General features: G+C 68.6%; 20 protein-coding genes. 3 read left to right on the top strand and 17 right to left on the bottom strand.

Translation table 11 applies throughout. The features are described 5' to 3' along the window. Positions 1–8 precede the first annotated feature (8 nt). From ABNQ38_RS28805 to ABNQ38_RS28750, 12 genes are all read right to left on the bottom strand, one after another. Positions 9–6,023 carry a tetratricopeptide repeat protein gene (locus tag ABNQ38_RS28805; RefSeq protein WP_377810750.1) on the bottom strand — a complete coding sequence of 2,005 codons (6,015 nt, stop codon included), beginning with the start codon at positions 6,021–6,023 and terminating at the stop codon, positions 9–11. Further along, positions 6,020–6,466, bottom strand: coding sequence for a flagellar biosynthesis repressor FlbT (locus ABNQ38_RS28800; protein WP_377810749.1), 447 nt, complete (start codon positions 6,464–6,466; stop codon positions 6,020–6,022). Before ABNQ38_RS28800 ends, ABNQ38_RS28805 begins: the two co-directional genes overlap by 4 nt. A gap of 142 nt (positions 6,467–6,608) precedes the next feature. Beyond that, positions 6,609–8,471: a flagellin gene (locus ABNQ38_RS28795; protein ID WP_377810748.1), complete on the bottom strand. Its 1,863-nt coding sequence runs from the start codon at positions 8,469–8,471 to the stop codon at positions 6,609–6,611. A 200-nt stretch (positions 8,472–8,671) separates the two neighbouring features. Next, complete coding sequence (locus ABNQ38_RS28790) at positions 8,672–9,730, bottom strand: 3-oxoacyl-ACP synthase III family protein (RefSeq protein ID WP_377810747.1); 1,059 nt, start codon at positions 9,728–9,730, stop codon at positions 8,672–8,674. A 39-nt stretch (positions 9,731–9,769) separates the two neighbouring features. Further along, positions 9,770–10,546: an SDR family NAD(P)-dependent oxidoreductase gene (locus ABNQ38_RS28785; RefSeq protein WP_377810746.1), complete on the bottom strand. Its 777-nt coding sequence runs from the start codon at positions 10,544–10,546 to the stop codon at positions 9,770–9,772. Further along, positions 10,543–11,721, bottom strand: a complete 1,179-nt coding sequence (locus ABNQ38_RS28780; RefSeq protein WP_377810745.1) for an AMP-binding protein — start codon at positions 11,719–11,721, stop codon at positions 10,543–10,545. The genes ABNQ38_RS28785 and ABNQ38_RS28780 overlap by 4 nt, the downstream gene beginning before the upstream one ends. Beyond that, a complete protein-coding gene (locus ABNQ38_RS28775) occupies positions 11,718–11,966 on the bottom strand; it encodes an acyl carrier protein (protein WP_085083545.1) in 249 nt (82 codons plus the stop codon). Before ABNQ38_RS28775 ends, ABNQ38_RS28780 begins: the two co-directional genes overlap by 4 nt. Continuing rightward, positions 11,963–12,730 carry an alpha/beta fold hydrolase gene (locus ABNQ38_RS28770; RefSeq protein WP_377810744.1) on the bottom strand — a complete coding sequence of 256 codons (768 nt, stop codon included), beginning with the start codon at positions 12,728–12,730 and terminating at the stop codon, positions 11,963–11,965. Before ABNQ38_RS28770 ends, ABNQ38_RS28775 begins: the two co-directional genes overlap by 4 nt. A gap of 135 nt (positions 12,731–12,865) precedes the next feature. Next, a complete protein-coding gene (locus ABNQ38_RS28765; RefSeq protein ID WP_377810743.1) occupies positions 12,866–13,099 on the bottom strand; it encodes an acyl carrier protein in 234 nt (77 codons plus the stop codon). A gap of 32 nt (positions 13,100–13,131) precedes the next feature. Further along, positions 13,132–13,896, bottom strand: a complete 765-nt coding sequence (locus ABNQ38_RS28760; RefSeq protein ID WP_377810742.1) for a cytidylyltransferase domain-containing protein — start codon at positions 13,894–13,896, stop codon at positions 13,132–13,134. Next, positions 13,889–14,944, bottom strand: coding sequence for a pseudaminic acid synthase (pseI, locus tag ABNQ38_RS28755; RefSeq protein WP_377810741.1), 1,056 nt, complete (start codon positions 14,942–14,944; stop codon positions 13,889–13,891). The genes ABNQ38_RS28760 and pseI overlap by 8 nt, the downstream gene beginning before the upstream one ends. A gap of 117 nt (positions 14,945–15,061) precedes the next feature. Then, the gene (locus tag ABNQ38_RS28750) at positions 15,062–16,660 is read right to left on the bottom strand and encodes a glycosyltransferase (RefSeq protein ID WP_377810740.1); all 1,599 of its coding nucleotides are present in this window, start codon (positions 16,658–16,660) and stop codon (positions 15,062–15,064) included. A gap of 180 nt (positions 16,661–16,840) precedes the next feature. Here ABNQ38_RS28750 and ABNQ38_RS28745 point away from each other — a divergent pair, with 180 nt between their 5' ends. Beyond that, positions 16,841–17,059 carry a hypothetical protein gene (locus ABNQ38_RS28745; RefSeq protein ID WP_377810739.1) on the top strand — a complete coding sequence of 73 codons (219 nt, stop codon included), beginning with the start codon at positions 16,841–16,843 and terminating at the stop codon, positions 17,057–17,059. Here the strand turns inward: ABNQ38_RS28745 and ABNQ38_RS28740 are convergent. The 4 genes from ABNQ38_RS28740 to ABNQ38_RS28725 all read right to left on the bottom strand — a co-directional run bounded on the left by ABNQ38_RS28740 (position 17,056) and on the right by ABNQ38_RS28725 (position 22,016). Then, a complete protein-coding gene (locus ABNQ38_RS28740) occupies positions 17,056–18,351 on the bottom strand; it encodes a pentapeptide repeat-containing protein (RefSeq protein WP_377810738.1) in 1,296 nt (431 codons plus the stop codon). The genes ABNQ38_RS28745 and ABNQ38_RS28740 overlap by 4 nt on opposite strands. 62 nt (positions 18,352–18,413) lie before the next feature. Further along, the gene (locus ABNQ38_RS28735) at positions 18,414–20,612 is read right to left on the bottom strand and encodes a hybrid sensor histidine kinase/response regulator (protein ID WP_377811126.1); all 2,199 of its coding nucleotides are present in this window, start codon (positions 20,610–20,612) and stop codon (positions 18,414–18,416) included. 638 nt (positions 20,613–21,250) lie between these two features. Further along, positions 21,251–21,595, bottom strand: a complete 345-nt coding sequence (locus ABNQ38_RS28730) for a hypothetical protein (protein ID WP_174470736.1) — start codon at positions 21,593–21,595, stop codon at positions 21,251–21,253. A 19-nt stretch (positions 21,596–21,614) separates the two neighbouring features. Beyond that, on the bottom strand, positions 21,615–22,016 hold the full coding sequence (locus ABNQ38_RS28725) for a helix-turn-helix domain-containing protein (protein WP_098737729.1): 402 nt from the start codon (positions 22,014–22,016) through the stop codon (positions 21,615–21,617). A gap of 282 nt (positions 22,017–22,298) precedes the next feature. Here ABNQ38_RS28725 and gpmA point away from each other — a divergent pair, with 282 nt between their 5' ends. Then, on the top strand, positions 22,299–23,060 hold the full coding sequence (gpmA, locus tag ABNQ38_RS28720; RefSeq protein ID WP_377810737.1) for a 2,3-diphosphoglycerate-dependent phosphoglycerate mutase: 762 nt from the start codon (positions 22,299–22,301) through the stop codon (positions 23,058–23,060). Positions 23,061–23,068: 8 nt separating this feature from the next. Here gpmA and ABNQ38_RS28715 read toward each other — a convergent pair whose 3' ends face one another. Next, a complete protein-coding gene (locus ABNQ38_RS28715) occupies positions 23,069–25,351 on the bottom strand; it encodes a helicase-related protein (RefSeq protein ID WP_377810736.1) in 2,283 nt (760 codons plus the stop codon). Positions 25,352–25,774: 423 nt separating this feature from the next. Here ABNQ38_RS28715 and ABNQ38_RS28710 point away from each other — a divergent pair, with 423 nt between their 5' ends. After that, a complete protein-coding gene (locus ABNQ38_RS28710; RefSeq protein WP_377810735.1) occupies positions 25,775–26,599 on the top strand; it encodes a WecB/TagA/CpsF family glycosyltransferase in 825 nt (274 codons plus the stop codon).

Here is a 26,599-nt window from a genome sequence, read left to right as displayed (position 1 = left end):
AACAGCCGTCAGCCGCCGGCCCGGCGGACGCGCTCAAGGTCAGCCGCCACCTTGGGAAGGAGGTCGGCCACCCGTTCGCCGGGACCGGTCCAGAACAGCCGCATCGACGGAAACCAAGGCCGCACACCGGTGCCGAGCGCCGTCCAATCGCCCGTGCGTCCCAGCCGCCAGACCGGCACGCCGAGCGCTCCGGCCAGTTCGCCGGTGGAGGTCGCCGGAGCGATCACCAGATCCAGGGCCGACATCAGCGCCGCCGTGCCGTCGAGATCGTCGCGCAGGTCGAGGTCGGCAAAGTCATGCGGCGCCCGGCCGAAAGCGGCGCGCGCCGCCGCCAGTTCCGCATCGCAGTCACCATATTGCAGGTTGACCGGGATCAGGCCGGGCAAGGTCAGCACCGGCCGCCAATCTTCGATGCGCGTGTAGTCGGGCATGCGGTCGGGATCGAGCTGGCTGCTGCGCCAGACGGTGCCGACCCGCAGGCCGTCTCCCAATCTGGACAGACGCCGCCGCCAAGTCTCGACCGCCGCCGGGTCGGCGCGCAAGGCCGGTCCCACAGCGGCGCCCATAGTGGCGAAGGCCGACAGGGTGCCGCCCAATCGGCGAGACAGCGATCCGATGGGGACATGGGCGTCGATGTCGGACGACGGCTCGCCGGGCGAGGCGGGGGCTGGCCGCACCGTTGCGCGGGGGAAGGAGCGGGCGAACAGCGGTACGAAGCGGGGATCGCACTCGACGACGACATGGCCCCCGTCATGGTCGGCCCAGGCGATCAGCTCCGGCAAACGTTGTGCGAACATCAGCTCGTCGCCGATGCCCTGTTCGCGCCAGACCAGAAGGCGCTTCCCCGACAGAGGCCCGCCGCCCCACAGAGGGGCACCGGGGCGCCGGAATGCCGCCGCCATGTCGCGCGTGTCGAAGCGCCGGTCATAGCCGTCCCAGCCCCGCGCCAGCCGGCCGGCCGTCAGCTCCAGCAATCCGCCATTGAAGGCCGCCGCCGCGTGGCCGGGCTCAACCGCCAGCGCGCGGGCGCACCATGGCCCCGCCGCGGCCGGATCCCCCAGTTCGCGCAGCAGCCGGCCGCGGTTCGCCATTGCGTCGGCCAGGGCGGGGATGAGCGCCAGCGCACGGCGCCCTGCCCGTTCCGCCGCATCCAGCCGGCCGAGGCGGCGCAGCGCCACCGACAGGTTCATCCATCCGGCCTCCAGACCCGGTGCCCGACGGAGCGCCTGTGCATGCCCCCGCTCCGCTTCGGCCCAACGGCCCAGCCGGGCGAGGGCGACGCCGAGATTGTCGTGCGCCTCGGCCAGATCCGGGTCGGCCGCGACCGCCTTCCGATGGAGGTCGGCCGCGGCGGCGCTCCGCTCCAGCGCGTCGAGTGCATTGCCGAGGTTGGTCAAGGCCGCCGCACTGTCGGGCTGGACCGCCAGTGCGGTCCGGAAACTCGCCGCCGCCGGCTCCGCCAGCCCGAGTGCCAGACGGACATTCCCCAGGCTGATATGCGCCGTCGCATATTCCGGAGCCTCGGCGACCGCAGCGGCGATGCGCCCCTCCCCTCGCGCCGACGCGCCTGACTGGTGGGCGAGCAGGCCCGACAGGTGCAGGGCCACCGGGTCGCGCGGACGGCTTGCCAGCACCCGCTCATAGAGGGGAGCCGCCTCATCCCAGGCACCGCTGCGATGGGCGGCGATCGCAAGTTCCAGAAGCCTGTCCGGGTCGGGGTCCGGATCTGCACCGTCGGTAGCCCCGGAGTCGCCACCCCCTGCCCCGATCGCTGCCGGACTGGCCGCCCTGCCCCGCGGCGACGCACTGGCACGCAACGCATTCGTCATCCGGGCAATCGCGGCCTCAAGTCCTTCGTCCTGACTAGGCTGGAACAGCCGCATGGTCGGGAACCAGGGGCGGGCGCCGGTGGCAAGCTGCGTCCAGTCGCGGCTGCCGAAGCGCCAGACCGGGACCCCCAGCGCACCGGCCAGTTCGCCCGCCGACATCGCCGGCGAGATCACCAGATCCAGATTGGCGGTCAATGCCGCCGCGCCATCGAAATCGTCCTTCAGGGTCAGATCGGCCCAACGGTGGATGGTCACGCCGAAGCGCTCTTCCGCCGCCCGAATCTCGGCCTCGCAGTCGCCATACTGCAAATTGACGAAGGTTAGGTCGGGCACGGCGAACAGCGGTCCCCACTGCTCCAGCATCACATAGGCGGCCTTGCGGTCGGCGGTCATCAGCTGGCTGCGCCAGCCGATGCCGACCCGCAGGCCCGGGCCCAGCGCCGCCAACCGCTCCCGCCACCGCTCCACCAGAGCCGTGTCCGGCACCAGCCAGGACGATCGGGCGGGAAAGCGCTTCAGATCGGCACGGAGCAGGCGCGGCAGGCTGCCGGCGGCGATCTGGAGGTCGGCGTCGCGCGGGTCGGCACTCTCCGGCCGGACGTCGGCGCCGGGGAAGGATCGCGCAAAAAGCGGCACCAGCCGGCGGTCGCATTCGATCACCAGACGACCGGCGCGCCGCATCGCCTCCTCATAGCAGGAGGCGAACAGGATCTCGTCGCCCACCCCCTGCTCCCGCCACACCAGCAGCCGCCGCCCGGCAATGTTCTCGCCGCGCCATGCCCGCATGGTCAGCCGGCGCCGCTGGTCCTGGAATTGCGGCGTGGCGAAGCGCCAGTCATGGTCGGCCCAGCCGGCACGCAAGGCGCCCGTTTCCAGCAACAGAAGGGAGCGGTTGTATCGCGCCTGCGCGTGCTTTGGGTCGGCTGCCAGCGCCGCGTCGAAGGCAGCAAGCGCCTCCTCCTGCCGGCCGTGCCGTTTCAACAGATAGGCAAGGTTGCCGTGCGCATCGGCCAATGACGGCGCAAGCTCGATGGCGGTCCGGTGGCAGCTCTCCGCTTCCGCAATCCGGCCCATCGCTTCCAGGGCATTGCCGCGGTTGGTCCAGGCGACGGCAAGGCTGGGGTCGCAGCGGGTTGCACGGTCCAGAATTCGCGCCGCCTCGTCGAAGCGGAGCAGCTTGTGGAGGGCGCCGCCCAGATTGCTGAGGACATCGGCCGTTCCCGGCGTCAGGCTGACCGCAATGCGATGGACCCTCACCGCATCCCCAGGGGTGTCGGCCAGTTCGGCAAGGTGCCCCAGAGCGGGCGCCAGATCGGGGCGCAGGCGCAATGCACGGATGACGCCGCACCGGGCGGCCGCCACCTGCCCGGTGCGGCGGAGCAGCGCCGTCCGGTTTACCCAATGGCCGGCACCGTCCGGCTGTACGGCGACGCAGGCGCGGGATGCACGGTCGGCAGCTTCGAGCTGGCCCAGCCCCTGTTGGACTTCGCACAGGGCGGCACGGGCGGAAGCGTTGTGCGGGTCGGCGGCGGAGGCCCGGACCAGCAAGTCCTGCGCCTCCTCCAGCGAACCGCGCCGCTTGGCCAGCACACCGCCCAGATGCAGGGCGACCGAATGGCCGGGCGCCCTGTCGAGAAGTTGCCGCACCACGGACTCCGCCAGCGCAAAGTCGCCGGTGCGGTAATGGGCGACGGCTTCCGCCATCTTCCAGTCATCGTCGGGATCCGGCCTGGCGGGCGCAATCGTGGCCGGCTGCTGGGCCGGTTGCTGCGCCTGCGGCCTGCCGGACGCCATGCGCTGCAACTCCTTCGCCATCCGGGCGAGCGCCCCGTCCAGAGCTTCGCCGGGAGTCGGCTGGAACAGACTCATGGTCGGGAACCACGGGCGAACCCCGCTGCCCAACTGGGTCCAGTCGCGGGCACCGAAGCGCCAGACCGGAACCCCCAGCGCACCGGCCAGTTCACCCGCCGACATCGCCGGCGAGATCACCAGATCCAGATTGGCGGTCAGTGCCGCCGCGTCATCGAAATCGTCCTTCAGGGTCAGATCGGCCCAGCGGTGGATGGTCACGCCGAAGCGCTTCTCTGCCGCCCGAATCTCCGCTTCGCACTCGCCATACTGCAAATTGACGAAGACCAGGCCGGGCACGGCGAACAGCGGTCCCCACTGCTCCAGCATCACATAGGCGGGCGTGCGCTCCGACGTCATCATCTGGCTGCGCCAGCCGATGCCGACCCGCAGGCCCGGTCCTAGTCCCAGCCCCGCCAGCCGCTCCTGCCATCGCTCCACCAGCATCGGGTCCGGCACCAGCCAGGGCGCCTGCCCGTCGAAACCGGACAGGCTGGCGCGCAGACGGCCCGGCAGGTCGCCGGCCGGGACATGGGCATCGACGTCCGGCGGCTGGATGGTTTCATCGCCGCGGGCATCGACCGACTCCGCCCTGACAGTCGCCTGGGGGAAGGAGCGTGCGAACAACGGCACCAGCCGGCGGTCGCATTCGATCACCACATGCCCGGCCCGCCCGATCAGCGACGGGTAGCAGGAGGCGAACATGATCTCATCGCCGACCCCCTGTTCCCGCCAGACGAGCAGACGGCGACCGGCGGGATTTTCACCCTGCCACAGCGGGGCGGCGATCCGCCGGTTCACATAGCCTTTCGCCCAGAACCGCCGACGGTAGCCGTCCCAGCCACCGGGCAGATCGCCGCGGGAAAGCCGCAGCATGCCGCGGTTGAGATGCGCCGTGTTGAGCGATGGATTGACCGACAGGGCAAGGTCCATCCAGGGTTCGGCTGCGGTATCGTCCTGATGGCATTGCCAGAGCATCATGCCGAGGTTGCCGGCCGCTTCCGCATGCCGGCCGTCGATCTCCAGCGCACGCCGATGCGCGGCCTCCGCCTCGCCGATACGGCCGAGCCTTTGCAGGACCAGACCGTAACCGGTCAGCGCGGACGGGCTGCCGGCATCGATCGCCAGGGCTCGCCGGTACATCCGTCCCGCCTGGGAAAGGTCGTCACGGTCGAGCAGCAGGCCGCCGAGATTGACAAAGGTCTCCACGCTGCGCGGGTCGGCCACCGCGGCTCTGCGATAAAGACGTTCGGCATGGTGGAGTTCGCGCCGCAGGATATGGATGCCGGCAAGATTGACCAGAGCCTTGCCATAATCGGGACGGAGCCGCAGGGCTCGCCGATACCAGCGCGCCGGCCTTTCGGAATCGGCTTCCAGGTCGTAGCGGTTTTCCAGCGACGTGCCGTGGTTGTTCACCACCATGGCATCGCCCGGACTGAGTGCCACCGCGCGGCTCAGCACCAGGGTCGCCGGGCCCATCTCTCCCAGTTCGAGCAAGGCCACGCCCAGATTGTTGCACGCCCCCTGCATCGCCGGTTCGCGGTCCAGCGCCAGACGGAACTGCACGACCGCTTCCCTCAGGCGCCGCGTGCCCTGAAGGGCGGTGCCGTAGCTGAAGTGCAGCTGCGCAATGCCGGGATGGGCCGCGACGGCCGCAGCCAGGACGCCGCAGGCCGCCTCGTGGTCGCCACGGCTGTTCAGCAGGGCGCCCAGTTCCAGCGACAGATCCTTATCGCCCGGCGCGTCCTGCAGCGCGCGGCGCAGACAGGCCTCCGCATCGGGATGGCCCAGGTTACGCAAACAGATCGCCAAGTGCCGCCATGCGGCGGAATGGGAAGGGTCGGCCTGCACCACCGCATAGAAGGCGTTGGCTGCCGGAGAAATCTGGCCCAATTCCCGTTGCAGCACGCCGTAATTGAAACGGGCCGTCAGGTTGTCCGGCCCCATGGTCAGCGCACGGGCGTAGGCCTCCGCCGCCTCATGCCGCCGGCCGAGGCGCTGAAGCACGGTGGCGCGGTTGTTGTAGGCCTCGACATAGCGGTCGTTCTGCCGGATTGCGACCACATAGGCGGCGAGCGCCTCCTCCAGCATGCCGAGATCGGCCAGGACATTGCCGAGGCTGTTGTAGGCCGTGGCGAAGCCGGGCTGCACCGCCAGCGCGGCCCCCAGATTGGCCAGAGCCTCCGCGGTGCGGCCGGTCTGGTGCGCGATGATCGCCGACAGGTGCAGTGCGTCGGCATGCGCCGGATCATCGGTCAGGATCCGGCGGTAAAGCGCCAGCGCCTCGGCAAAGCGGCCGGCGCGATGCAGCGGTAATGCGGCGTCGAGCAGCTCGGCGACGGTCACGGCGTCCGATCGGTGGTCGGTGGGTCTTCGTCGTCGCCGGCGGCGCTGTCGGCCATACCGCCATCCAGCGATCCGCCATCCGCCGTCCTGAACAGCTTGCGGCAGAGCTTGAGCGCCCGATAATAATTGCGGCTTTCGACCAGACGCACGATCTCGTCCAGCGTCTTGGAAGCGTCCGGCCGCGCTTCGCGGGTTTCGTCCAATATCGAAGCGAATCGTTGAAGATTCAGCGTCGAATCTTCCGGGAAGATGTAGACGAGCTGAATGACGAAATAGAGCTTCTTCTCGATGCAGTCGATCTGCTCTTCCTTCAGAACCTCGCGCCCGCGCAGGAAGTTGGCGGTGTTGTAGAGGAAGAACGAACCCGGACGGTCGCCGGCACCGATGACGGCACCGTTGATGATGACCTTCTCGTTGGGACGAAGCACGAACTTGAGTGGCATGAGTAGGGAACCCGGGGCTTGCGGGCCGTTGCCGACCGGCCTTTGCCGGACCGGTCCGGCCCAAAAAAGAAACGGGCGGCGGCCTGATGCCGCCGCCCGCCGGGCGTGATCCTACCCGAACTCGCCGTCGGAACTCTACGCCTTAGAACAGGCGCAGGATCGACTGCTGCGACTGGTTGGCGAGCGAGAGGGCGATGGTGCCCAACTGCTGCCGGGTCTGCAGCATCAGCAGGCTGGCGCCTTCCTCGTTCTGGTCGGCCAGCGTCAGCTTGCTGGCGCCTTCCGTCAGCACGTCGCTGAACTCCTTGGTGAAGTTCTCGCGGGTCGTGATGATGTTCAGGTTGGTCGACAGCGACTGCGAGGCCGAACGGATCGTCGCCTTCGCGTTGTCGAGGCCGGCCACCGCCTTGTCGATGTCGGAACGGTCCGTCCAGTTGTTCTGCGCTTCGTCGAGCTTCAGACCCTGACCGCTGGTGGTCAGGTTCACCGCGTTCACCGTGATCGCGTTCGTGTTCGTCTCGTTCAGCTGGACGGTGATGTCGTTCTTGGAATTGGCGTCGGAAATCTGCTTGGTGACGATGTTGGCCGAGCAGTTGGCCGAAGCCGCCTTCTTGATCGTCTTCGCGTCGACATCCAGGTGGACGGTGCCGCTGTCGAATGCGAACGCCTGGTCGCCGCCCGTCAGCTTGCCGTCACCCTGGTCGTTCATGCCGTCGCGGGTGACCTGGGCGCCGTTGGAGTTGGTGACCTGGATTTGCAGATCGACCTTCTTCTCGATGGTCGAGATGCCGTTGCCCTGGTTGTTGGCCGCTTCCAGCAGGCGGCGGTCGACCGTGAAGGACACGACGGTGCCCGACGCGAAGCTTTCCGAAATCTTCTTGGTCAGCGCGTTGGTGGCACTGGAGGTCAGTGTGAAGTCGGTCACCGCGCCGGCCGTGGCGTTGCCGGTGAGGGTGATCGTGCCGGTTGCGCTGACGGTTGCGGAGGCGACGTCCTTGCCGACCAGACGGCCGGTACCGGTCAGTGCCGTGCTGATCGAGGCCTTCAGCTGGGTGGCCACCTGGGCCGAAGCGTTCTGGCCGACGGCGACGTCGCCCTTCGTCGCGGTGTAGCTGAAGGACTGGCCTTCCACCGTGATGGTGAAGATGTCGCCTTCTTCGATCGTCCCGCCGACATTCACCGTCGACACCTGCGCCGAACCGGTCTTGGCGGCCGTCGTCAGAGCGGTCGAGGTCGTCTGGGTGTTGTCGAAATAGGAGATCGTGCGGCTCTCGGTGCCGTCCGACACGATGAAGTCACGGGAACGACCGGCGGCGCCGCGCACCTCGATCTGAACGTTGGAGAAGCTGCCCGTCGAGCCGGACATCGTGCCCGACAGCTTCAGGCCGGTCAGGCCGTGCGCGCTCTCCGCGGTGGAGATATCGGACGTCTTGCCTTCGATCGAGCCGTCGCCCTTGACGCGGATCGAGTAGGTGTCGGCCGACTGCACGTTGGTGACGCGGGCGTTGTCGACGCCGGTCATGCTGTTGACGGCGGCACGGGACGCGCTGGTGCTGTCCATGGCCATGCCGTTGCCGGCAATCAGGTTCTTGCCGCCGTAACCGCTGTCGGCGGCGAGCTTGTCGATCTGGCCACGCAGCGTGTTGAACTGGGAGGCGAGCGACTTGCGGGTGGCGATGGAGGCGGCATCGTTGCCGAGCGCCGCGTAGGCGGCGGTGGTCAGGCCCTTGGCCTGGTCGACCATGGAGTCGATCGAGGTCAGGCCCTTGTCGGCGGCCTGGATGGTGCTGATCGACTGGCCCATCGCGTCCTTCAGCGACGTCAGGTCGCCGGCGCGCTGGTTCAGACCCTTGGCCGAGAAGAAGGCGGTCGGGCCGTCGAGGGCGGTGTTGACCTTGTTGCCCGTCGACAGGATGTTCTGTTTTTTGTTGATCTGCTCCTGCGTGCTTTGCAGCTGCAGGAGGTTGGTCCGCATGGAAGAGGACAGGGTAACGTTGCCGGCCATGGTAGCCACTCCTTTGGAGGATCAATGTCCGGAAGCGCACTGCTTTCGAGGCGCTTGAACCGGAAGGGGACTAATTCCCCCGCCAAAGGGGTAGGCAAAAAGCGGGCCAGTTCAAATTTGCCGGGTTTCCTTGGTAATCCGTGCCGATGGGCAGCAAACGGCCCGGCAAATTTTGCCTATCCATCGGCAAATTCTGCCGGTCAGGCGGCAGGGCTTGCCGGGGCGGCAGATTCTGCCGGGCACTTCCTGCCGGGCAGGACAACCGTTTCGCACACCGCCAGCGGCCCGGCGACGAGCGCCGCGCTGCCCCAGGACCAGCCCACGCCGAAGCCGGACAGCAGAAGCCTGCGGGGGCCGGCGGTCAGGCTGTCGGCCAGCGAAGCGGCAAGTGCCAGCGGAATGGAGGCGGAACTGGTGTTGCCGACCTCGCGCAGGGCGACGACGGTGCGGTCGGCAGCGACGCCAAGCTTCTGGCCCAGATGGCGGATCATCTGGGCATTGGCCTGATGCAGGACGAGGTGGTCGACCATGTCCGTGGTCCAGCCGGCGCCGTCGAGCGCGGCACGCACGCTTCCCGGCACTTCGCGCAGGGTGAAGGCGAAGACCTGGGTCCCGTCCATGAACAGGCGTGCCGGCCGGTCCGGATGGCGCATCCCCCCGCCGTCGGCCGCCAGATAGGGTGCGCCGGCCCCATCGCTGCCCAGGTCGAAGGCGATCGGTTCCGCGCTGTCGTCAAGCTCCAGCGCCACCGCGGCGGCCCCATCGCCGAACAGCGGAGCGACCGCCCGGTCTTCCGGGTCGATCAGCCGCGAGGTGGTGTCGCCGACCAGCAGCAGCGCCCGCCGCCCGGCGGGCTTCAGCATCCCGCCGGCGACCCACAGCCCATAGACGAAGCCGGAGCAGCCATGGGTGATGTCGAGCACCGCCGCGCCCTTGCGCAGCCCGAGCCGCCGGTGCAGCAGCGACGCGGTGCCGGGCAGCGTCTGATCGTGGGTCTGGGTCACCAGAACCAGCAGGTCGATGCTGTCCGGCTCCCACCCCAACCCGTCGAGCAGGCGGCGGGCGGCGGCCTCGGCAAGGTCACTGGTGCATTGTCCGGGGGCAACGATCCGCCGCTCCTCGATCCCGGTGGCGGCGGCGACCTTGCGGGCTGCCTCCTCACCGAAGCGGCGGGCGAGATCCGCAACCGTCTCACGCCCGTCCGGCACGCAGCCGACGATGCCGCGCACGCACACCCCGTCGATCCGGCTGGCGACCATCTCCGCCTCCCCCGTTTTCCTGCAGCGTCACAAGCGGCCTCAGCAGGTGATGCCGCCGTCCACTGTAAGGGTCTGACCCGTGATGAAGCCACCGCCGTCGCTCAGCAGGAAACGCACCAGCGGCACCACGTCCGCCGCGGTGCCCAGCCGGCCCAGCGGGGTGCGGCGCACGATCTGGTCGCGCTGCCCGTCGGACAGGCTGCCCGACATCTCGGTGTCGAGATAGCCCGGCGCCACCGAATTGACGGTGATCGCCCGGCGCCCGACTTCCCGGGCCAGTGCCCGGGTCAGCCCGTCCAGCCCGGCCTTCGACGCCGAATAGGCGGCCAGACCGACGTAACCGCGCTGTCCGATGATGGAGGATATGTTGACGATGCGCCCACCCTGTGCGCCCACTCCGCGGGCCACCAGCTTGGCGCGCAGGAAGGCGCGGGCGGCCTGAAGCGCCCCGGTGAGATTGGTCTGGATCACCGCCTCGGCATCGACCTCCGGAAAGGTCGCCAGCACGCCTTCGCGGGCGATGCCGGCATTGTTGACCAGCCCCCACAGCGGCGAATTGCCGCCCCAGGCGACAGCGGCGTCGAAAAAGGCGCGGACCTCCGCCCCATCGCCGATCCGGCAGGGGTGCCAGAACAAATCGGGGCCGGACAGCCGCTCCAGCGCGTCAGACGGGGCGCGGCTGCAGGTGGAGACCCGGTAGCCGTCGGCTAGCAACGCCTCCACCAACGCGAGGCCGAGGCCACGGCTGCCACCGGTGACGATGACGTGCCGTTTGGCCTGGGAGCCGTCGTCCACGGTCGGATGGGCAGCGGTCATTGTCGTCCCTTTCGGCTCTTCTTGCCCGCAGCGCTCAGCGGGATATGGTCGGCGAAGGTCAGGGCGCGCGGGCGTGCGGCGGGCGGCAGATCGGCGGCGGCGGCGCGCAGGCCGGCGCGCAACGTTGCCTCGTCCACGCCCGGCGCCGCCACGATGGTGGCGGTCAGCAGATGGCCGGTGATCGGACTCGGCACGGCCATGACCATGGCATCGGCCACCCCGTCGACCGCCAGCAGGCGGCGTTCCACCGCTTCGGCGGAGACCTTCACCCCACCGACATTGACCACCCCGTCGAGGCGGCCGGCGAACAGCACCCGGTCGCCCTGGCGCTCCACCAGATCGCCGGTGGACAGCCAGCCCTCGCCGTCGGCCACTCCGGGGGCGGCGCGCGGGCTGCGCACGTCCAGAACGCCGTCGACGATGCGGAGCGCCAGCCCGTCGGGCGCGTCGTCCAGCCAGGCGGCGGGAAAGCCGGCGCGGCCGTCGGCGACGGCGAACAACGCACCGGCCTCGGTCGAGGCGTAGATATGGCGCAGCCGGGCATTGGGGAATCGCGCTGCCAGCCGGTCGAGAAGAGGCTGGTCGGCGGCCTCACCCCCCAGCGTCACCGCGGCCAGCGGCAGTTCCGCATCGCCGAGCGCCATCAGGAAGGCGCGCCAGAAGCTTGGCGTGCCGCTGACATGGGTCACGGCATGACGGCGCGCCGCCTGCGCCAGGGCCGCGATGGTGCCGCCACTGCCACCGGGCACTGCGACCAGCAGAGCCCCGGCGGCGGCGGCGGTCAGCATCACCTGAAGGCCGGCGAAGGCGCCGGGATCGTAGGTCAGCAGCCAGCGCGCCCCGTCCTCCGCCGCGCCACGCAGACGGCCGCGCAGCCGGGCGAAGTCATGGCGCAGGCGCTTGGGCGTGCCGGTGGTGCCGGAGCTCTCCAACGTGACGGTGAAGCCCTGCTCCGGCTGCCAGCCCTCCGGATCTGCGGCGCCACGGGCCAGCAGAAGGCCCTGCCCCGCCGCTTCCGCCGCCGCCAGAGCGGCCAGCACGCGCGACGGCCGGTCGGCCGGCACGATGCCGCCCGCCGGAACCGGCAGTGCCGTGAGATCCGCCCAGACGAAGCTGTCCTCCCCTTCGATCAGGCGGAAGGCGGGATGGAGCCAGTCGGGGCGGCGGCCGGTCATGCCGGGACGGTGTAGAGCGCCGCCAGTTCGCCGACGGTGGTGAACTGGCGGAAGCCCTCGCGGAAGGGGTCCTGGCCGGTCCGCTGTTCCAGCACCACCAGCAGCGTCGCGAGGTCAAGGGAATCGATGGGCAGATCGCCGTCGAGGAAACGGCTGTCCGCCGTCAGGGGCGGCAGCACCTCCCCCTTGTCGGCGGCGATGCGGCCGAGTTCCTCGGCAATCAGGGCGAAGATGCTGTCGGTCATGGTCTGCTCAAACTCAACGGATCGGACGGCCCGGATCGACCGTCGTCGCAATCGTCCAGAAAGCTGCGGATGGCGGCGGTCACCGGGCTGGCGGCCTCGATATGCGGCAAGTGGCCGGCATTGTCGAACACCCGGTAGAGCGCGGCCGGCGGCAGCCGGTCGGCCGGCGGCATCGGGATGATGTGGTCTTCGCGGCCCCACATCACCTGGATCGGCATCGGATAGGTGCTCCAGTCCACCGGCGGTCCGCCACCGGCATGGGCAGCGAAGGACCGCTCGACGATGCGCTCCAATCCGGCGCGGCGGACCGGGTCGGCGCCCTGCGCGTGCAGCACCTCGCCGAAGCGGGGAATCAGCGGCGAGGGGCCGGCGAACAGCCGTTCGGCGCAGACGCGTCCTTCCGCCACATCGGCGGGGGCTATGGCCCGCCGCAGGAAGCCCAGGTCGAATGGCGTGCCCAGGCCGGCGCTCGACAGCAGGGTCAGGCTCGCCACCCGGTCGGGCGCCACGCTGGCCAGCTCGCGCGCGACATAGCCCCCCATCGAATGGCCGACCACATGCACGCGCGGCAGTTCCAGCCCGTCGAGGAATTCGAGCAGCCACGGCGCAAAGTCGGAAACCAGGCCGCTGCCGACATCAGGCGTCGATCCGCCATGGCCCGGCAGATCGACGGCGATGGCACGCCGACGAGCCGACAGGGCGGACAGGTTGAATTGCCAGGTCAGGCGGTCGCCGGCAAAGCCATGCAGAAGCAGCACGGGCACGCCGCCGCTGCCCACCGAAAGATAAGCGGCAGGGCCGCCGGCGACGGTGGCGACACCGGCGCGCAGACGGCTTCCTTCCGAAACAGGGCCGGCCGAAACGGGGCGGGCTGAAACAGGCCGGGAAACGGGCACCGCTCAGGCCGCGACCGGCGCACCCGCCAGGGCCAGCAGGTCGCCGACCGTCTTGGTCTTTGCCAGCTTCTCGCCTTCGACCACGACGCCGGTCTTCTCGTCCACCAGCGCGATGAAGCTGATGACCGCCAGCGAATCCCAGGCCTCCAGCGATTCCAGGGCCTCGTCGCCGGTCAGCGTGCCGGGATCCAGTTCGAGCATCTCGTCAAGAGCGAGAAGGAATTCGTTGCGATCCATCAGTTTTTCTCCTTGGTCGAACCGGCGCCGGGTCAATGCAGCGACTTTTGCCGGACCGAGCGGTTGATGTCCACCCAATCGGGGTGGTCACGAAGAGTTTTGCAACAATCCTGCCAGCTGAAGACGGGGTTGGCCGGCAAGAGCGCCTCCAGCAGGCGGCGCACCAGCTCATAATCGGCGGGTTCGTCCACGCACCAGCGCTGGCCTTCCAGATCGCTGTCCAGCGGCAGGTCGGGCACCAGCGCCGTCCCCAGCCGGAAACGGTCGGGGCGGCGGTAGAGGTAGGGGGTGACGTGTTCCCGCTCCGCCGGGTCGGTGGCATTCGCCGCCGCCTCGTCCAGCAGACGGCGTGGAAAGATCTCGGCGTCCAGGCCGCGCGGACAGCGTGTGCTGTCGATCGACAGATAGTCCAGCGGCTGGCCATCCTGAAAGGCGGCGATCAGCCGGCCGACCAGCGCCGGATCGATCAGCGGACAGTCGGCGGTGACGCGCACCACCAGATCGGCGTCGGCCATCGCGGCCGCGCCGGCGAAGCGGCCCAGCACATCCTGCTCGTCGCCGCGGAAGACGGCGACGCCAAGTCCGTGCGCGCACTCCGCCACCGGGTCGTCGGTGGCATTCACCGTCGTCGCCAGCACCACCGCATCCAGGCCGGGCGTGCGGGACAGCCGCTCCAGATGATGGGCCAGCAGAGGCCGGCCGGCGGCCGGCATCAGCACCTTGCCCGGCAGCCGGGTCGAGGTCATGCGCGCCTGCGAGATGGCGACGATCCTCTGCCTGCCCGGGGGCTTAGCCATGCGGCCCCTCCCCTGGAGGCGCCAGCATGTCCCAGCCCAGCGGCTCTCCCCGGCGAAGGCGGCGGACGGCGCGGCGGCCCAGCACCTCCGGCAGATGCCTGGGCGCCATCCCGAAGCCGGGACGGATGGAGCGGACATTGGCGGCGGTCAGCGGCTCTCCCGCCTTAACGTCGGCAACGACATAGAGGGAACGGCGATAGTCGCGGCCACCGGCCTCGCTGGGCTTCACCCCGTAATCGACGCGGCCCATGGCGGCGGTCGCCGTGCGCACGGCATCGGCCATCGCCTTGAACTCCGCCGGCTCCAACGAAAAGGCGCTGTCGACACCGCCGTCGGCGCGCGACAGGGTGAAGTGCTTCTCGATCACCGTCGCACCCATCACCGCGGCGGCGACCGGCACCGCAATGCCCTGGCTGTGGTCGGACAGGCCGGCGGTGACGCCGTCGAAAGCCTCGGCCAAGTGAGCGATCGTCCGAAGGTTGCAGTCTTCCGGCGGAGTGGGATAGCCGCTGACGCAGTGCAGCAGGGCGAGCGGGACATCGCCCGCCGCGGCCACCGCCTCCTCGATCTCGCCCAGCGTGGCAAGGCCGGTGGAGATGATCAGCGGCTTACCGGACCGTGCGGCGCGGCGGATCAGGGGAAGGTCGATCACCTCGAAGGAGGCGATCTTGAAGGCCGGGGCATCAAGATCCTCCAGCAGTTCGATGGCGGTCTCGTCGAAGGGAGAGCTGAAGATGGTCAGCCCGAGCGACCGTGCCCGCTCGAACAGGGGGGCGTGCCAGTCCCACGGGGTGTGCGCCTCGCGGTAGAGGTCATGCAGGGTGCGTCCGTTCCAAAGCCCGCCCTCCAGCCGGAAGCCGGGACCGTCATGGGCGATGGTGATGGTGTCGGCGGTGTAGGTCTGCAGCTTGACCGCGTCGGCCCCCGCCTCCTTCGCCGCATCCACCAGCGCCAGGGCACGGCCGAGGTCGCCATTGTGGTTTCCCGACATCTCCGCGATCAGGTAGGGCGGATGCCCCTGCCCGATCGGGCACCCCGCGATGGACATCGGCGGTCGGCTGGGGAGACGGCCGTTGGCATGGCCTGGAGCGGGATTCGACACGGACAGGTTTTCCAATCGGATCGGTCTGACGGACCCAGTCTTTCACGAAATCATGAAGGAAGGTTAATTTCCGGTGGCCGGTCCGCCGCCGCGCAGCAGGGTCCGCGCTTCCTCGCCATAGGCGAGCAGCCTTTCGACGCAGCGGGTGCGGTCGCCGATCTCGACGAAGCGCGCCTTGGCCGCAAGCCTGGCCTCGGCGAGGGCCCCGGCATCGGTGGCGAGCGTCACGGCACGCGCCAGATAGGCATCGCGGCCGGACACGCAGAACGCCGGGCCGGCATTGCTGGCGACATCGCCCGAACCATAGCTGATCACCGGCACCCCCTCCGCCAGGGCATAGGAGGCGCCGCCGCCGCCGCCCTGGCGCGGCGGATTGAGGAAGACGTGGCAGCGGGCATAGAAGGCGCGGATGTCGGCGACATGGCCGAGGCAGCGCATGCGGTCCCGATTGCGCAAGGCGGCAAGCCGGCCCGGCAGTTCCTTCACTTCGCCGGCGAAGACCAGCGCGCTGCCCGGGCAGCGCTCCAGAATCTCGTCGAACAGCTCCAGAGTTTCCGCCCCCACCTCCAGGTCCAGGCGGGTGCCGACCACCGCAAAGAGGAAAGTGTCGTCCGGGAAGCCGGTTTCGACGCGCTTGCCGTCGGACGGCGGCGGCGTGAAGCCGAAGGTGAAGGGGCGGAAACGGCGGGCGAACGGCGCCCGGTAGAGGGCCGGGATGGAGCGGGTGTGGTCGTTCTCCTCGTACCCCAGCACGATGTGGGCGAGCGAGACGGTGATGCTGGAGGTGGTGGGGATGGCGACCACCGGTCGGGCATCGGCCTCCGCGTACAGGTCGGCCACGATGTTGGACCCGCCGAAGGCGACGATGAGATCCGGATCGTAGCCGTCGATGGCCTCCACGATGACGCGCAGCTTGTCCTGGCTGAAGGCCGGCTCGGTGAAGGAGGCGACCTTCACCTGCCGGCCGAACATCTTCAATGCGTAGACGCCTTCCAGATCGGCCGCGACCTCCGCCACCATCGGCGGGATGAAGACATTCTCGACCCTGGCGGGCATGCCGTTGACGTTGATGATGGCGACGTCCAGCCCGAAATCGTCCTGCATGCGGGCGGCGAAGTCGAAACAGTCGCGGGTCGGCTGGTGTCCCTGGTTGGTGAACTGGTTGGTCACCACCGCGACGCGGCGGATCGGCCCGTCGCGAAAGGCCGCCCGCGCCGGCGTCAGCCCCCAGCGCCGCGCGATCTGCCGGACCATCGCCGTGTAATAGCGGAACAGGTCGCAGGCGACGAAGGTCGCCATCTTCTCGCCGCTGGCGGTTCCCAGGAACAGCTGCCGCGAGATGCACCAGTGGGTGTAGTGCAACGCCGCCGGATCGGCGCTGTCGCCGCCCAGGATCAGGTAGTGAAGGATGCGCTCCAGGTGATAGAGATCGCCGGTCAGATGGAACAGCACGGAACGCAGCCGGATCGTGTCGTTCACCGGCACGTCGCGCTCAAGCCGTTCGGCAAGCTCCATCCGGTCGTCGAACTGCATGGTCCGGCGGATCTCGTCGCAGAGCGCCGTGAAGCGGTTGAGTTTGCCGGCGTCGATTTGCCGGTCGGTGAGAAAGACCGTCAGGGCGGCGGCCGCGGTCACGCGGTCGGATGGAACCGTTCCCGGCATCGTCTTGACCCTTCCACTCCAGACAGCCTTCCCGTGTGTACCGCCGCCACCGCAAGCCGTGCAAGCGGGCACTGCCTTCGGCAATCCATGGGCGATGTGTGCAACGCAGCATAAGCCGTTGCGCAAGGCGGTGGATTACGACACACTCAGAATAACCATATTTTTACAAGGGGAACTGAGATGGCTGGCTTCGACTCCATCGCCGGTGCCGCCGGCGTCGTAACCGGGTTGATCGAAAAGGCCGTTGCCGAACTGGACGCGATGTCCGATGCCGCGAGCGAGATCGCGCCGGAGGTCGGCGACCTGACTGGCGTGCTGGTGGAGGCGCAGCGCATCGCCGACCGGGCCTCATCGGAATTGCGCCGGCTGACCCAGAAGCTGTCGCGGACGGCCGCCTAAATCTTCAGCCCGGCGACACCGTCCAGGATCACCCCCTCGGTCAGGGCACGGCGTTCCAGCTTGGCGCCGAACAGCTTGGCACCGGTCAGATCGGTCCTGGCGAGGTCGCAGCCGCGCAGGTTGGCGAAGGACAGGTCGGCATTGCCGAGATTGACCGACCGCAGGCAGGCGCCGCTGAGATCGGCATAGCGTAGCTTCGCCCCCGACAGGTCGGCGGGGCGGGAGCGCTGCTCGTCGAACACCAGGGGACGCAGGTTGACGTTGCGCAGGTCGGCGTTGTTCAGCTTGGCGTTCCGCAGGCTGATGCCGCGCAGGTCGCCGTCCGTCAGCTTGGCACCGCGCATATCGGCGCGGTCCAGCACCGCGGCCTGCAACTGCACGCCGGAGAGGTCCAGGCCGTAAAGCGTTGCCCCGGCCGCGCGCAGCATGGTCAGGCACATGTGGGCCAGCGACGGCGCATGGCGCAGGTCGAAACCGGACAGGTCGAGCATCGCGCCCTGCGCCCCGCTCGACCCCACCCAGGTCATATGGTCGGCCAGCAGGCCTTCCAGGGATCGCCCCAGTTCCGCCACCACCCGGCCGACCGGCTTGTCGGTCAGCGCCTCTTCCACGTCGGCGTCGGTGAGGTCGGCCATCACCATGGTGGCGCCGGTCAGCACCGCGCCGCGCAGGCAGGCGCCGCGCAGATCGGCGCCGGACAGGTCGGCCCCCTCCAGGTTGGAGCCGGTGAAATTGGCGCCGCGCATGGTTGCCCGCACCAGCTTGCACCCGCGCATCACCGCGTCCGAGAAGTCGGTATGGACCGCCATGATGCCCGACATCCGGGCGTTGGTCAGGTTGGCCCCGGACAGGTCGGCACCGTCGGCTTCCGCCGGGCTGGACTCGATCTGCACCATGTGCAGATGGCCGGAGCGGTCCTTCTCGGCCAGAGAGCCGTCGCGCAGATCCGCCTCGAACAGGTTGGCGCCGACCAGGATGGCGCCACGCAGACAGGCGCCGCGCAGGTCGGCCTTGATCAGGCTGGCCCCGTCGAAATTGGCCTGACGAAGGTCGGCAACGAAGAAGGAGGCACAGTCGAGCCGCGCACCTGACAGGTCGGCGCCGCGCAGGCTGGCGCCGACGAAATCGGCATGGGCCAGATCGCGTCCCGATAAATCCAGGCCGGACAGATCGCAGAAGGACAGATTGGCGCGCGCCCCGCCGACACGGGCATTGCGGAACATCTCGTGTTTCCGCACGGCCTGATCGAGCTGTGCCTGATCGAGGCGCCTGAGCGTGCGATTCTGCACCATGGTCCCCTGAACTCCCTTTCCAGCGGCCAGTCTGCGGCAAGCCGGCTTCAGAAAGGGTTAACTCATGCCGCGGACTCGTTCTCCATGGCCGGTTCCCCGCCGTCAGCCGGACGGTTTCGTTCCGACAGACCCCGCTCCGACAGGATGGAGGCGATGACTCCGCGCAACTCCTCCGGCGACACCGGCTTGTGCAGAAGCCGGCAGCCGGTGGCGACCGCCTCGCGGATGCGTTCGGGCGCGGTGTCGCCGGTCAGGATCAGGCCGGGCACCGGACGGCCCAGCCGCTCCCCCACCTTCGCCACCATCTGCACGCCGGTCAGCCGGCCCGGCAGGCGGAAATCGCTGACAATGAGGTCGGGAACGGGCGTGTCGGCCATGGAGTCGGCCTTGGGGGAGCCAGCCTGGAGCCTGGCCCCGCCGATCAGCGCCAGCGCATTCTCGCCCTCATCCGCGACGACAACGCGATAGTCCCAGCTTTCCAGCAGCAGCCGCACGGCATCGCGCTGGATCGGGTCATCCTCCACCACCAGGATCAACCGATCGCCGGCCACCACCGGATCGGCGTCCTGCACCGGCGCCGCGGTCGACACCCGTTCGGTTCCGACCACCGGCACGCTGACCGCGAAGACCGAACCGCGGCCCTGGTGCGACCGGACCTCCACCGCATGGCCCAGGAGCGCCGCCTTGCGACGCACCTTGGCGAGGCCGAGGCCGAGGCCCTGGCGGCGGTCGCGCTCCGGATTGCCGAGCTGGACGAAATCCTCGAAGATGTTGTCGAGCTGTTCGGGCGGGATGCCGGTTCCGGTGTCCCACACCTCCAGGCGCAGCCACCGGCCCTGACTGCTGCCCTGATGGCGGCAGCCGATGGTGACGCGGCCCTCGTCGGTGAAGCGGATGGCGTTGCGCACCAGATCGCCCAGCATGCGGGTCAGCAGCGTGCGGTCGGTCCGGATCACCATCCGGGTGGGCATCGCGCGCAGGAGCAGCCCCTTTTCCGCCGCCATGCTGCGGAATTCGGCCAACAGATCCTCGAACACCGCCGACACCGGTACGTCGGCCAACTGCGGCCGCACCACGCCGGCATCCAGCGTCGCCACCTCCAGCAGGGCATGCAGAAGCTTCTCGCCGGCGTCCAGCGCCTCGCCCATCTTCTCGCCGATTGCATGGTCGCGGGTGTTGGCGAGGCGTTCCATCAGAATATGATGAAAAAGCCGCAAGGCCTGGAAAGGCTGACGCAAATCATGATTGGCGGCCGACAGGAAACGGCCCTTCGCCTGATTGGCCCGTTCCTTTTCCTCCAGCGCGCGGCTCAGCTTCACGTTGAGGGCGCTGAGCGCTGCGGTGCGCTCCTCCACCCGCTGCTCCAGCTGGACATTGGCCTGTTCGAGCTGGGCGTTCGCCTCCGTCAGGGCCTGACGGGCCAGCGCCTCCCGTTGCAGGCTGGCGGCGCCGAGCAGGGAGAGGCCGGCCAATGCGGCGACGCCGGCGACCACGACGATAAGGCCGCGCTCCATCCGGATATACCAGGGATCCAGCACGCTGGTGCGGGGGATCGTCACCGCCGACAGGATCGGCAGGCCGGCCATCCGCTTCAATCCGAGAATCGACGGCTTGCCGTTTACCATCCATTTCGCATCGACCCGGATGGTTCCCGCTTCAAGCCGTGGCAGCGGGCCGAGCGACGGGGCACCCGATCCGGCGAGGCGGACTCCGTCGGGACGGTACAGACCGACCGAGCGGGCGCTCGCGTCGAAGGGATTCAGCACCGGATCCAGGGCCGCCAGCGGCACGGCCACCAGGACCGCACCGTCGAAAACGCCCGCCGCGGTGTGGATGCGGCGGGCGAGAAGAATGGCCGGCTGTCCCGCCACATGCCCGGAGGCCGGCAGGATCCGACGTTCCTCCTCCGGCGATAAGGGGCGGACCAGAAGCGACAGGCCGTCGCTGGTTTCCGGCTCGGCGAAGGCGACGGTGGGACCGTACAGCGCCGTCCCGTCGGCACTGAGCAGCGTGACGCGGCCGTTGCGCTCCACTGCCATCGCCTCAGGCAGTGTGCGCTGTGCCCAGGAAGCCAGGCCACGCCCGTCCATCCGGGCGGCGAGCTGTTCCAACAGGCCGACGCTGGCGTCCAGCACGCCACGCGCTTGGCTGTCGAACAGGATGGCCGCTTCCCGTGCGTCCTTCTCGGCCCGGTCGAGCGTGTCACGATAGTCGAGGGCGGTGACGGCGGCCCAGGAAGCCGTCCCCAGCAGCGCCAGCATCGCGCACAAGAAGGCGACAAGGATCCGTGGAGAGGCAGCGAGACGGCCGGGGCCGACGGCTAACGACAGGGAAGACGGAGGCATCTGTGGCGATGACATCGGCCCGGTCACACGGGCATTGGCTGGACCCGCGGCAGACGATGCCGAAGCTCCTTCCAAAGCGGCGGCGACTGGTGGGTGACGGTCATCGGCGGGAAATCCTGGGCGGTGGCGGAGCTGGGCGGGTGACAGGAGAGCGGCCGGGTCGCCAGCGACTGGAATACCAATCGATGCGGGCGAAGCAGCCAAGAGCAAGTTTCAACTTTTCCGAATGTTCGAATGACAAATCAACCCGCAGTTCCCCGTTCGGTTGACGGTTTGGAACTAAAGCTTAGCCCCATTAGCCAGAGGAACAATATCACAGGAAGAAATGTCACGCGATCAGTCTTGGCGACTATGCCCTACATCGTAATCACCTGTCCTTTAGGTTAAGGCAGGTTGAGCCAAACCGCGAAACAGTCCGACTGCAATTGTGCGCGCGTTCACTATTTTAGATAAAGTGAGTCGCCACTCTTTTTGGTTGCGATCCAGGCATCGGAAACGCAAATAGGCCGCGCGCGCGGGAGGCGCGGCGGCGTCGCAAGGACGGGACGATCAAATCAGGGAGGGGGTGCGGACGTCTGCGTCTCGCCACGCACGATGAGGATCAGGCCGTCATCCGCCGCCTCGATCTCCTTGCCGGCATCGCGGGGGATCGGGACTTTCTGACGGCGGCAGAACAGCAGAAGCAGCGCCAGCGTCTTGCTGGGGGTGAAGACAACCTCCCGCGATCTGGAGGCGCCGCTTTGCTGGATTTGGACCGACAGGCCGCCATCGGAGGTCGGCGTCACCGTGGTGACGACGCCCAGCGGCAGGTCCGTCTGGTTCGGAGCCTTCTGGTACCAAGCGAGGGCTTTCTTCAGGGCGGAATTGGTGAAGAACAGTTCACGTGTCTCGACGATCATTCCATCCCTGACCAAACACTCACGCCCGGCCGCCCTCCAGTCCCGGATTGAGCCGGAACGTGATCGCGCGCCCCAGTTTGGATTCCCGCAGAAGGATCTGCTTGGTTTCCAGCAGCTTGATGGCCCGGTTCACATTGGGCCGCTGCATGCCCAGCGCATCAGCCAGTTCGGACTGGAGCACCGGAACGGAGCGATCGAAATGGAGCCTCCGGCTCAGATAGGTGAACACACGAAGCGCCTCCAGAGTGATCTCGCGGTCAGTCGAAACGGCTCTGGAGATGACGTCATGATGATGCAGCATCGTGGCCTCGGTACGCAAGGTTGTCAGGTTGCTGGGGCGATAATCGGAATGGTTCGGCGTTGCGCCCCGCAGGCCCGCGGTGCCGGATGAAGTCTGCGATCCCGTGTTCGGTTGCGTCATCGTCCCTTCTCATCCGCTGTGGCCGGCGAAGGCCGGCGTTTTCGAATGAGATGACCGTACCGCAGGATTATTGTTCGCGTATGTCGCCACGATTTCGCGGCTGACATAATTGGTGTCTGTGGAAGCAATCATGAAATTGGTTTGAAACCACAGGGGTACCAGTCGCCGCTCAAAAACCGCGCGATGCTGTGCCGTTTTGTCGCGGGAACCGGCCCGGTTACAGCCCTGTTTCAAACCTCATCTGCCCGGCAAAGGAGCGCCGGGGCTGGAAGGAGACCCGTCATGCACCGACTGATCCTGCTGCGCCATGGCCAGAGCGTGTGGAATGCGGAAGATCGCTTCACCGGCTGGACCGACGTCGGCCTGACCGACCGCGGCATCGCCGAAACCCACAAGGCCGCCGAATTGCTGAAGGCGGCCGGCATCGACGTGGACATCGCCTTCACCTCGGTGCTGAGCCGGGCAATCGAGACGCTGCACCTCGTCCTGCGCGACATGGACCGCTTGTGGCTGCCGGTGCACAAGCACTGGCGCCTGAACGAGCGGCATTACGGCGCGCTGCAAGGGCTGAACAAGGCGGAGACGGCGGAGCGCCATGGGGCCGAGCAGGTGTTCCAGTGGCGGCGAAGCTGGGACGTGCCGCCGCCGGCCATCGAACCGGACGATCCGCGGTCGGCCGTCACCGACCGCCGCTACGCCGGGCTCGCCAAGGCGAACCTGCCGCGCGGCGAGAGCCTGAAGGACACCACCGAGCGCGTCATCCCCTTCTGGCGCGACGAGATCGCTCCGGCCCTGCGGCTGGGAGCCCGGGTGCTGGTCTCCGCCCATGGCAACAGCCTGCGCGGGCTGGTCAAGCATTTGGACAATGTCGACGACCAGGACATCCCGCTGTTCGAGATCCCGACCAGCCGGCCGCTGGTCTATGAGCTTGGGGCGGACCTGACGCCGCTCCGCCGCTACTTCCTGGGCGAGAACGGCGCGGTCGAGGAGATCGGCTGGCCAAAGCGCGAGGGGACGAACAAAGACAGCAGCGCCGCGGCTTGAACCTGCCTTTAGGGTGTCGCGCCACGCCGCTTCGGGCCGCGGCCGGTGCGGGGGCCGCCCCGGTTGGGAGCACGACCGGCCGGGGCGCCCTCCTTCGCCACCGGATGGTGGAAATGGTGCTGATGCGCCGGCTTCTCGCCATTGCCCCGCTCCGGCGGACCGCGCCGGCCGCCGCGGTGCTCCTCGACACGGCTGCTGTAACAATTGTCGCAGACGCGGAAGCGATGGTTGGCCTTCAGCCGCGCACCGCAGACCGGGCAGGCGCGGGCGAGCGAGCGCTCGGCGAGCGTCCGCTCGATGAAGGCGTTCAGGTGCGCCCGGCGCTCCTGGCACAAATCCATTTCGGGATAGGCGTCGGGGAAACGGTAAGCGAGCCAGGCGTAGGCGGTCAGTTCCTTCACCGCGCGCTCGGCCTTCTCCAATTCCACGTCGGTGCCGACGCTGTGACGGAAGCGCTCGGCGGCATCGGGGGCGGCGTTGGGGATGCCCCTGCCCTGGTTGACCGCCCAGCCGCCCAGAAGGCGCAGGTTGTTCTGGTCGCGGGTGTCGATGGGGCAGCGGGCGAGCATGTCGCGCTGGGCCAGCGGCAGCTTGGCGCGGTCCACCGCGGTCGCCGCTTGGATGCGCTGCTCCAGGTCGGTCATGCGGAAGGTCTGGTTGGCGCGCAGCAGTTCCTGCCCGGCGGTGCGCAGCACCTTGGCGAGGCTGTCGGTGTCCAGTTCCTGCGCGATGGCCTCGACATGGCTGAGGTTGGGCGAAATCCACGAGCGCGGATCTTCAGGCGGCACCGGCGGCGAGGTCAGCGCCCGGCGCACCGGGTTGATGCTCTCGCCGTCCAGCACGGCGACGCGGCCTTCTTCCCTCAGGCCGTAGCGGCCCGCACGTCCGCCGATCTGCCGGATTTCCGACGCGGTCAGTTCGCGTTCCTCCCGCCCGTCATATTTGCGGGTGGTGGACAGCACGACGCGGGCGACTGGCAGGTTCAGCCCCATGCCGATGGCGTCGGTCGCCACCAGCACGTCGGCGGTGCCCTCGCGGAAGCGGCGCGCCTCGGCCCGGCGGACCTCCGGCGACAGGGCGCCGTAGATCACCGCGACATTGTGATTGCGGCCCAGCAGGTCGTGGCGCAGCGCCATCACGTCCTTGCGGGAGAAGGCGATCAGCGCGTCGCCGGACTTCACCTCCTCCAGCTTCACCCGCTCCTCCTGCACGCGCAGCGGCGACTTGCGGGTGAACTCGACGACCTCCAGCTCCTCGCCCATCGCGTCGGCCAGACGCTTGACGTAGGGGATGGCGTCGGCCGAGCCGGTCATCAGGATTTCCGGCGCCGCCACGCCGGCCACCGCCTGGGTCCAGGCCCAACCGCGGTCGGGATCGCCAATCATCTGGATTTCGTCGATGACGCAGGCGCCCCAAACCTTGCTGGTGTTCACCATCTCGATGGTGGAGGAGGTGAAGGCGGCGCCCGGCCGCACGTCGCGCTCCTCGCCGGTGACGAGACTGCACGGCCGGCCGCGCGTCTCCAGCGCCTCCTGCCCTTCCAGCGCCAGCAGACGCAGCGGGGCGAGATAGCAGCCGCTCTCCGCCTCGGCCAGCCGGTCCATCGCCGCGTGGGTCTTGCCCGAGTTGGTCGGGCCGACGAACAGCCGCAGCTTGCGGATCATCGCGCGGGCGGTGGCGAAGCTGTCGAGATAGACGCCCATGCCGGACGCGTCTTCCAGCCGCTCCCGCCGGACCTTCAGGCCGGCACGGGCGGCGGCGGTGGAGAAGGCCTCCTCCATCGCGTCGAGCAGCGTCTGCAAACGCGGGATCCGGCCGCCGAAGCCGACGACGCGGCCCAGCTCGTCGGCGAAGCCCTTGGGCCGCCAGGAGTCGCCGAAGCCGGCCGCCCGCTGCGCCATCGACGCGACCCAGCCGTCGACCCGGTCCTTGGCCTTGGCGATAGCGGGCGAGGACAGGCAGGCGCCCTTGACCCGCTTGCCCAGCGCCTTGGCCTGCGGCCGGCCGAACCCCTCCTCGATTGTCAGCAGGCCCCACAGGTCGGCCTCGATGTCAGGAAGGGGACCGAGTGCCACCTTGAAGCGCAGCTTCAGTTTGCGGTCGGTGCCGGGGATCTGGACGACATGGTTGACCGCGACCGTCCAGCGCGCCGGGGTGCTGTCGGCATCCACATCGATCCCGTCGCCACGCACCACGGCGGCCACCGCGCGCAGGGCGTCGCGGCGGTCGAACTCGTCAGCGGTGCCGGGGGTACGGCCGGAACGGGCGTTGTCGGAAGTGTCGTCGGTCATGATCGTCTTTTCTTGAAATTGCCCCGGTGATGCAAGCGCTTCGGCCGGTCATATCGGCCGGGCGGCCGGTCCGGTAAGGCCGTCAGGCTCTGCCCTCAGACAACAGCCATAGAGCGCCAGGGTCTCTCTTTATGGCCGGGGTCTCACTTTATGGGTCTGACCGGTCGATTCGGCAAGCCGAATCCCCCGATGGGAGCAAGCCCGGGCTAATTCGAATCCGTCGCCGTTTCGCCGATCTCGCCCGTGCGAAAAGGGGGGAGGCACGGCCACATAGAGCCACGCAGGTTTGGTGGTCCGACCCCAACGGGTTAGCCGCCGCTGCCCGGCGGACAGGCCCGGCACCGGGTCAAGCCGGACCGGCCGCCAGATCGGTCGTGTAACGTTTAATGCTTTGTTCCGATTAATTTTTTTTGGGAGATGCGCATGCCGAATCCTCGTGAGGTCCTGGAACTGATCGAGCGCATGCGGTGCATTTCGAACGACGGCGAGCGCCGGGCCCTGATCGAACGGCTGGGCGCGGCCGACCGTCCGACGGTGCTGTCTTTCCTGAACGCGCATGGGCTGAACGTCTGCATGACGTCGGACGCGGCACTGGCCGCCTTCGGCGCCTCGGACGTGCTGCTGCGCGACGGGATCGGGTTGCAGGCGGTTCTGCCGGTGCTGGGCATGCCGGCCGGCCTGAACATGAACGGCACCGATTTCATCCCGCTGCTGCTGAAGACCCTCAGCCCCCGCAAGGTCGCGATCTACGGCACGGCCACCCCGTGGCTGGACCGCGCCCGCGTGGCGCTGGAGACGGCGACGCCGCACCGCTACGCAGACCTTCAGCATGGCTTCCACCCGGTGGAGCATTACATCGCCCAGGCGCGGGCCAACCGCCCCGACGTGATCCTTCTCGCCATGGGCATGCCCAAGCAGGAACAGGTCGCCGCGGAGCTGAAGCGCGCGCTGGATCATCCGGTGCTGATCGTCAACGGCGGCGCCATCGTCGATTTCCTGGCAGGCCGCTTCAAGCGCGCTCCCGAGGCCGTCCAGCGCTCCGGCCTGGAATGGGCCTTCCGTCTGGCGCAGGAGCCCCGCCGCCTGTTCCGCCGCTATTGCATCGGTGCCTTCGGCTTTGCCTGGAGCACCGTCCGCCTTCGCCGTGCCGCATCCCTCCGAACCCGCGGGACGGGCGCCGCAGCGCCCGCTTCCACCCGGATCTCTCCGTCATCGATCCGGCGGTCGCCTATCCAGAAGGAGCTTTGA

Source organism: Azospirillum sp. A29 (genome assembly GCF_042604625.1).
Classification (GTDB): Bacteria; Pseudomonadota; Alphaproteobacteria; order Azospirillales; family Azospirillaceae; genus Azospirillum; species Azospirillum palustre.
Note: the sequence above shows the minus strand (reverse complement) of the source record. Positions and strands in the feature narration are given on the sequence as shown.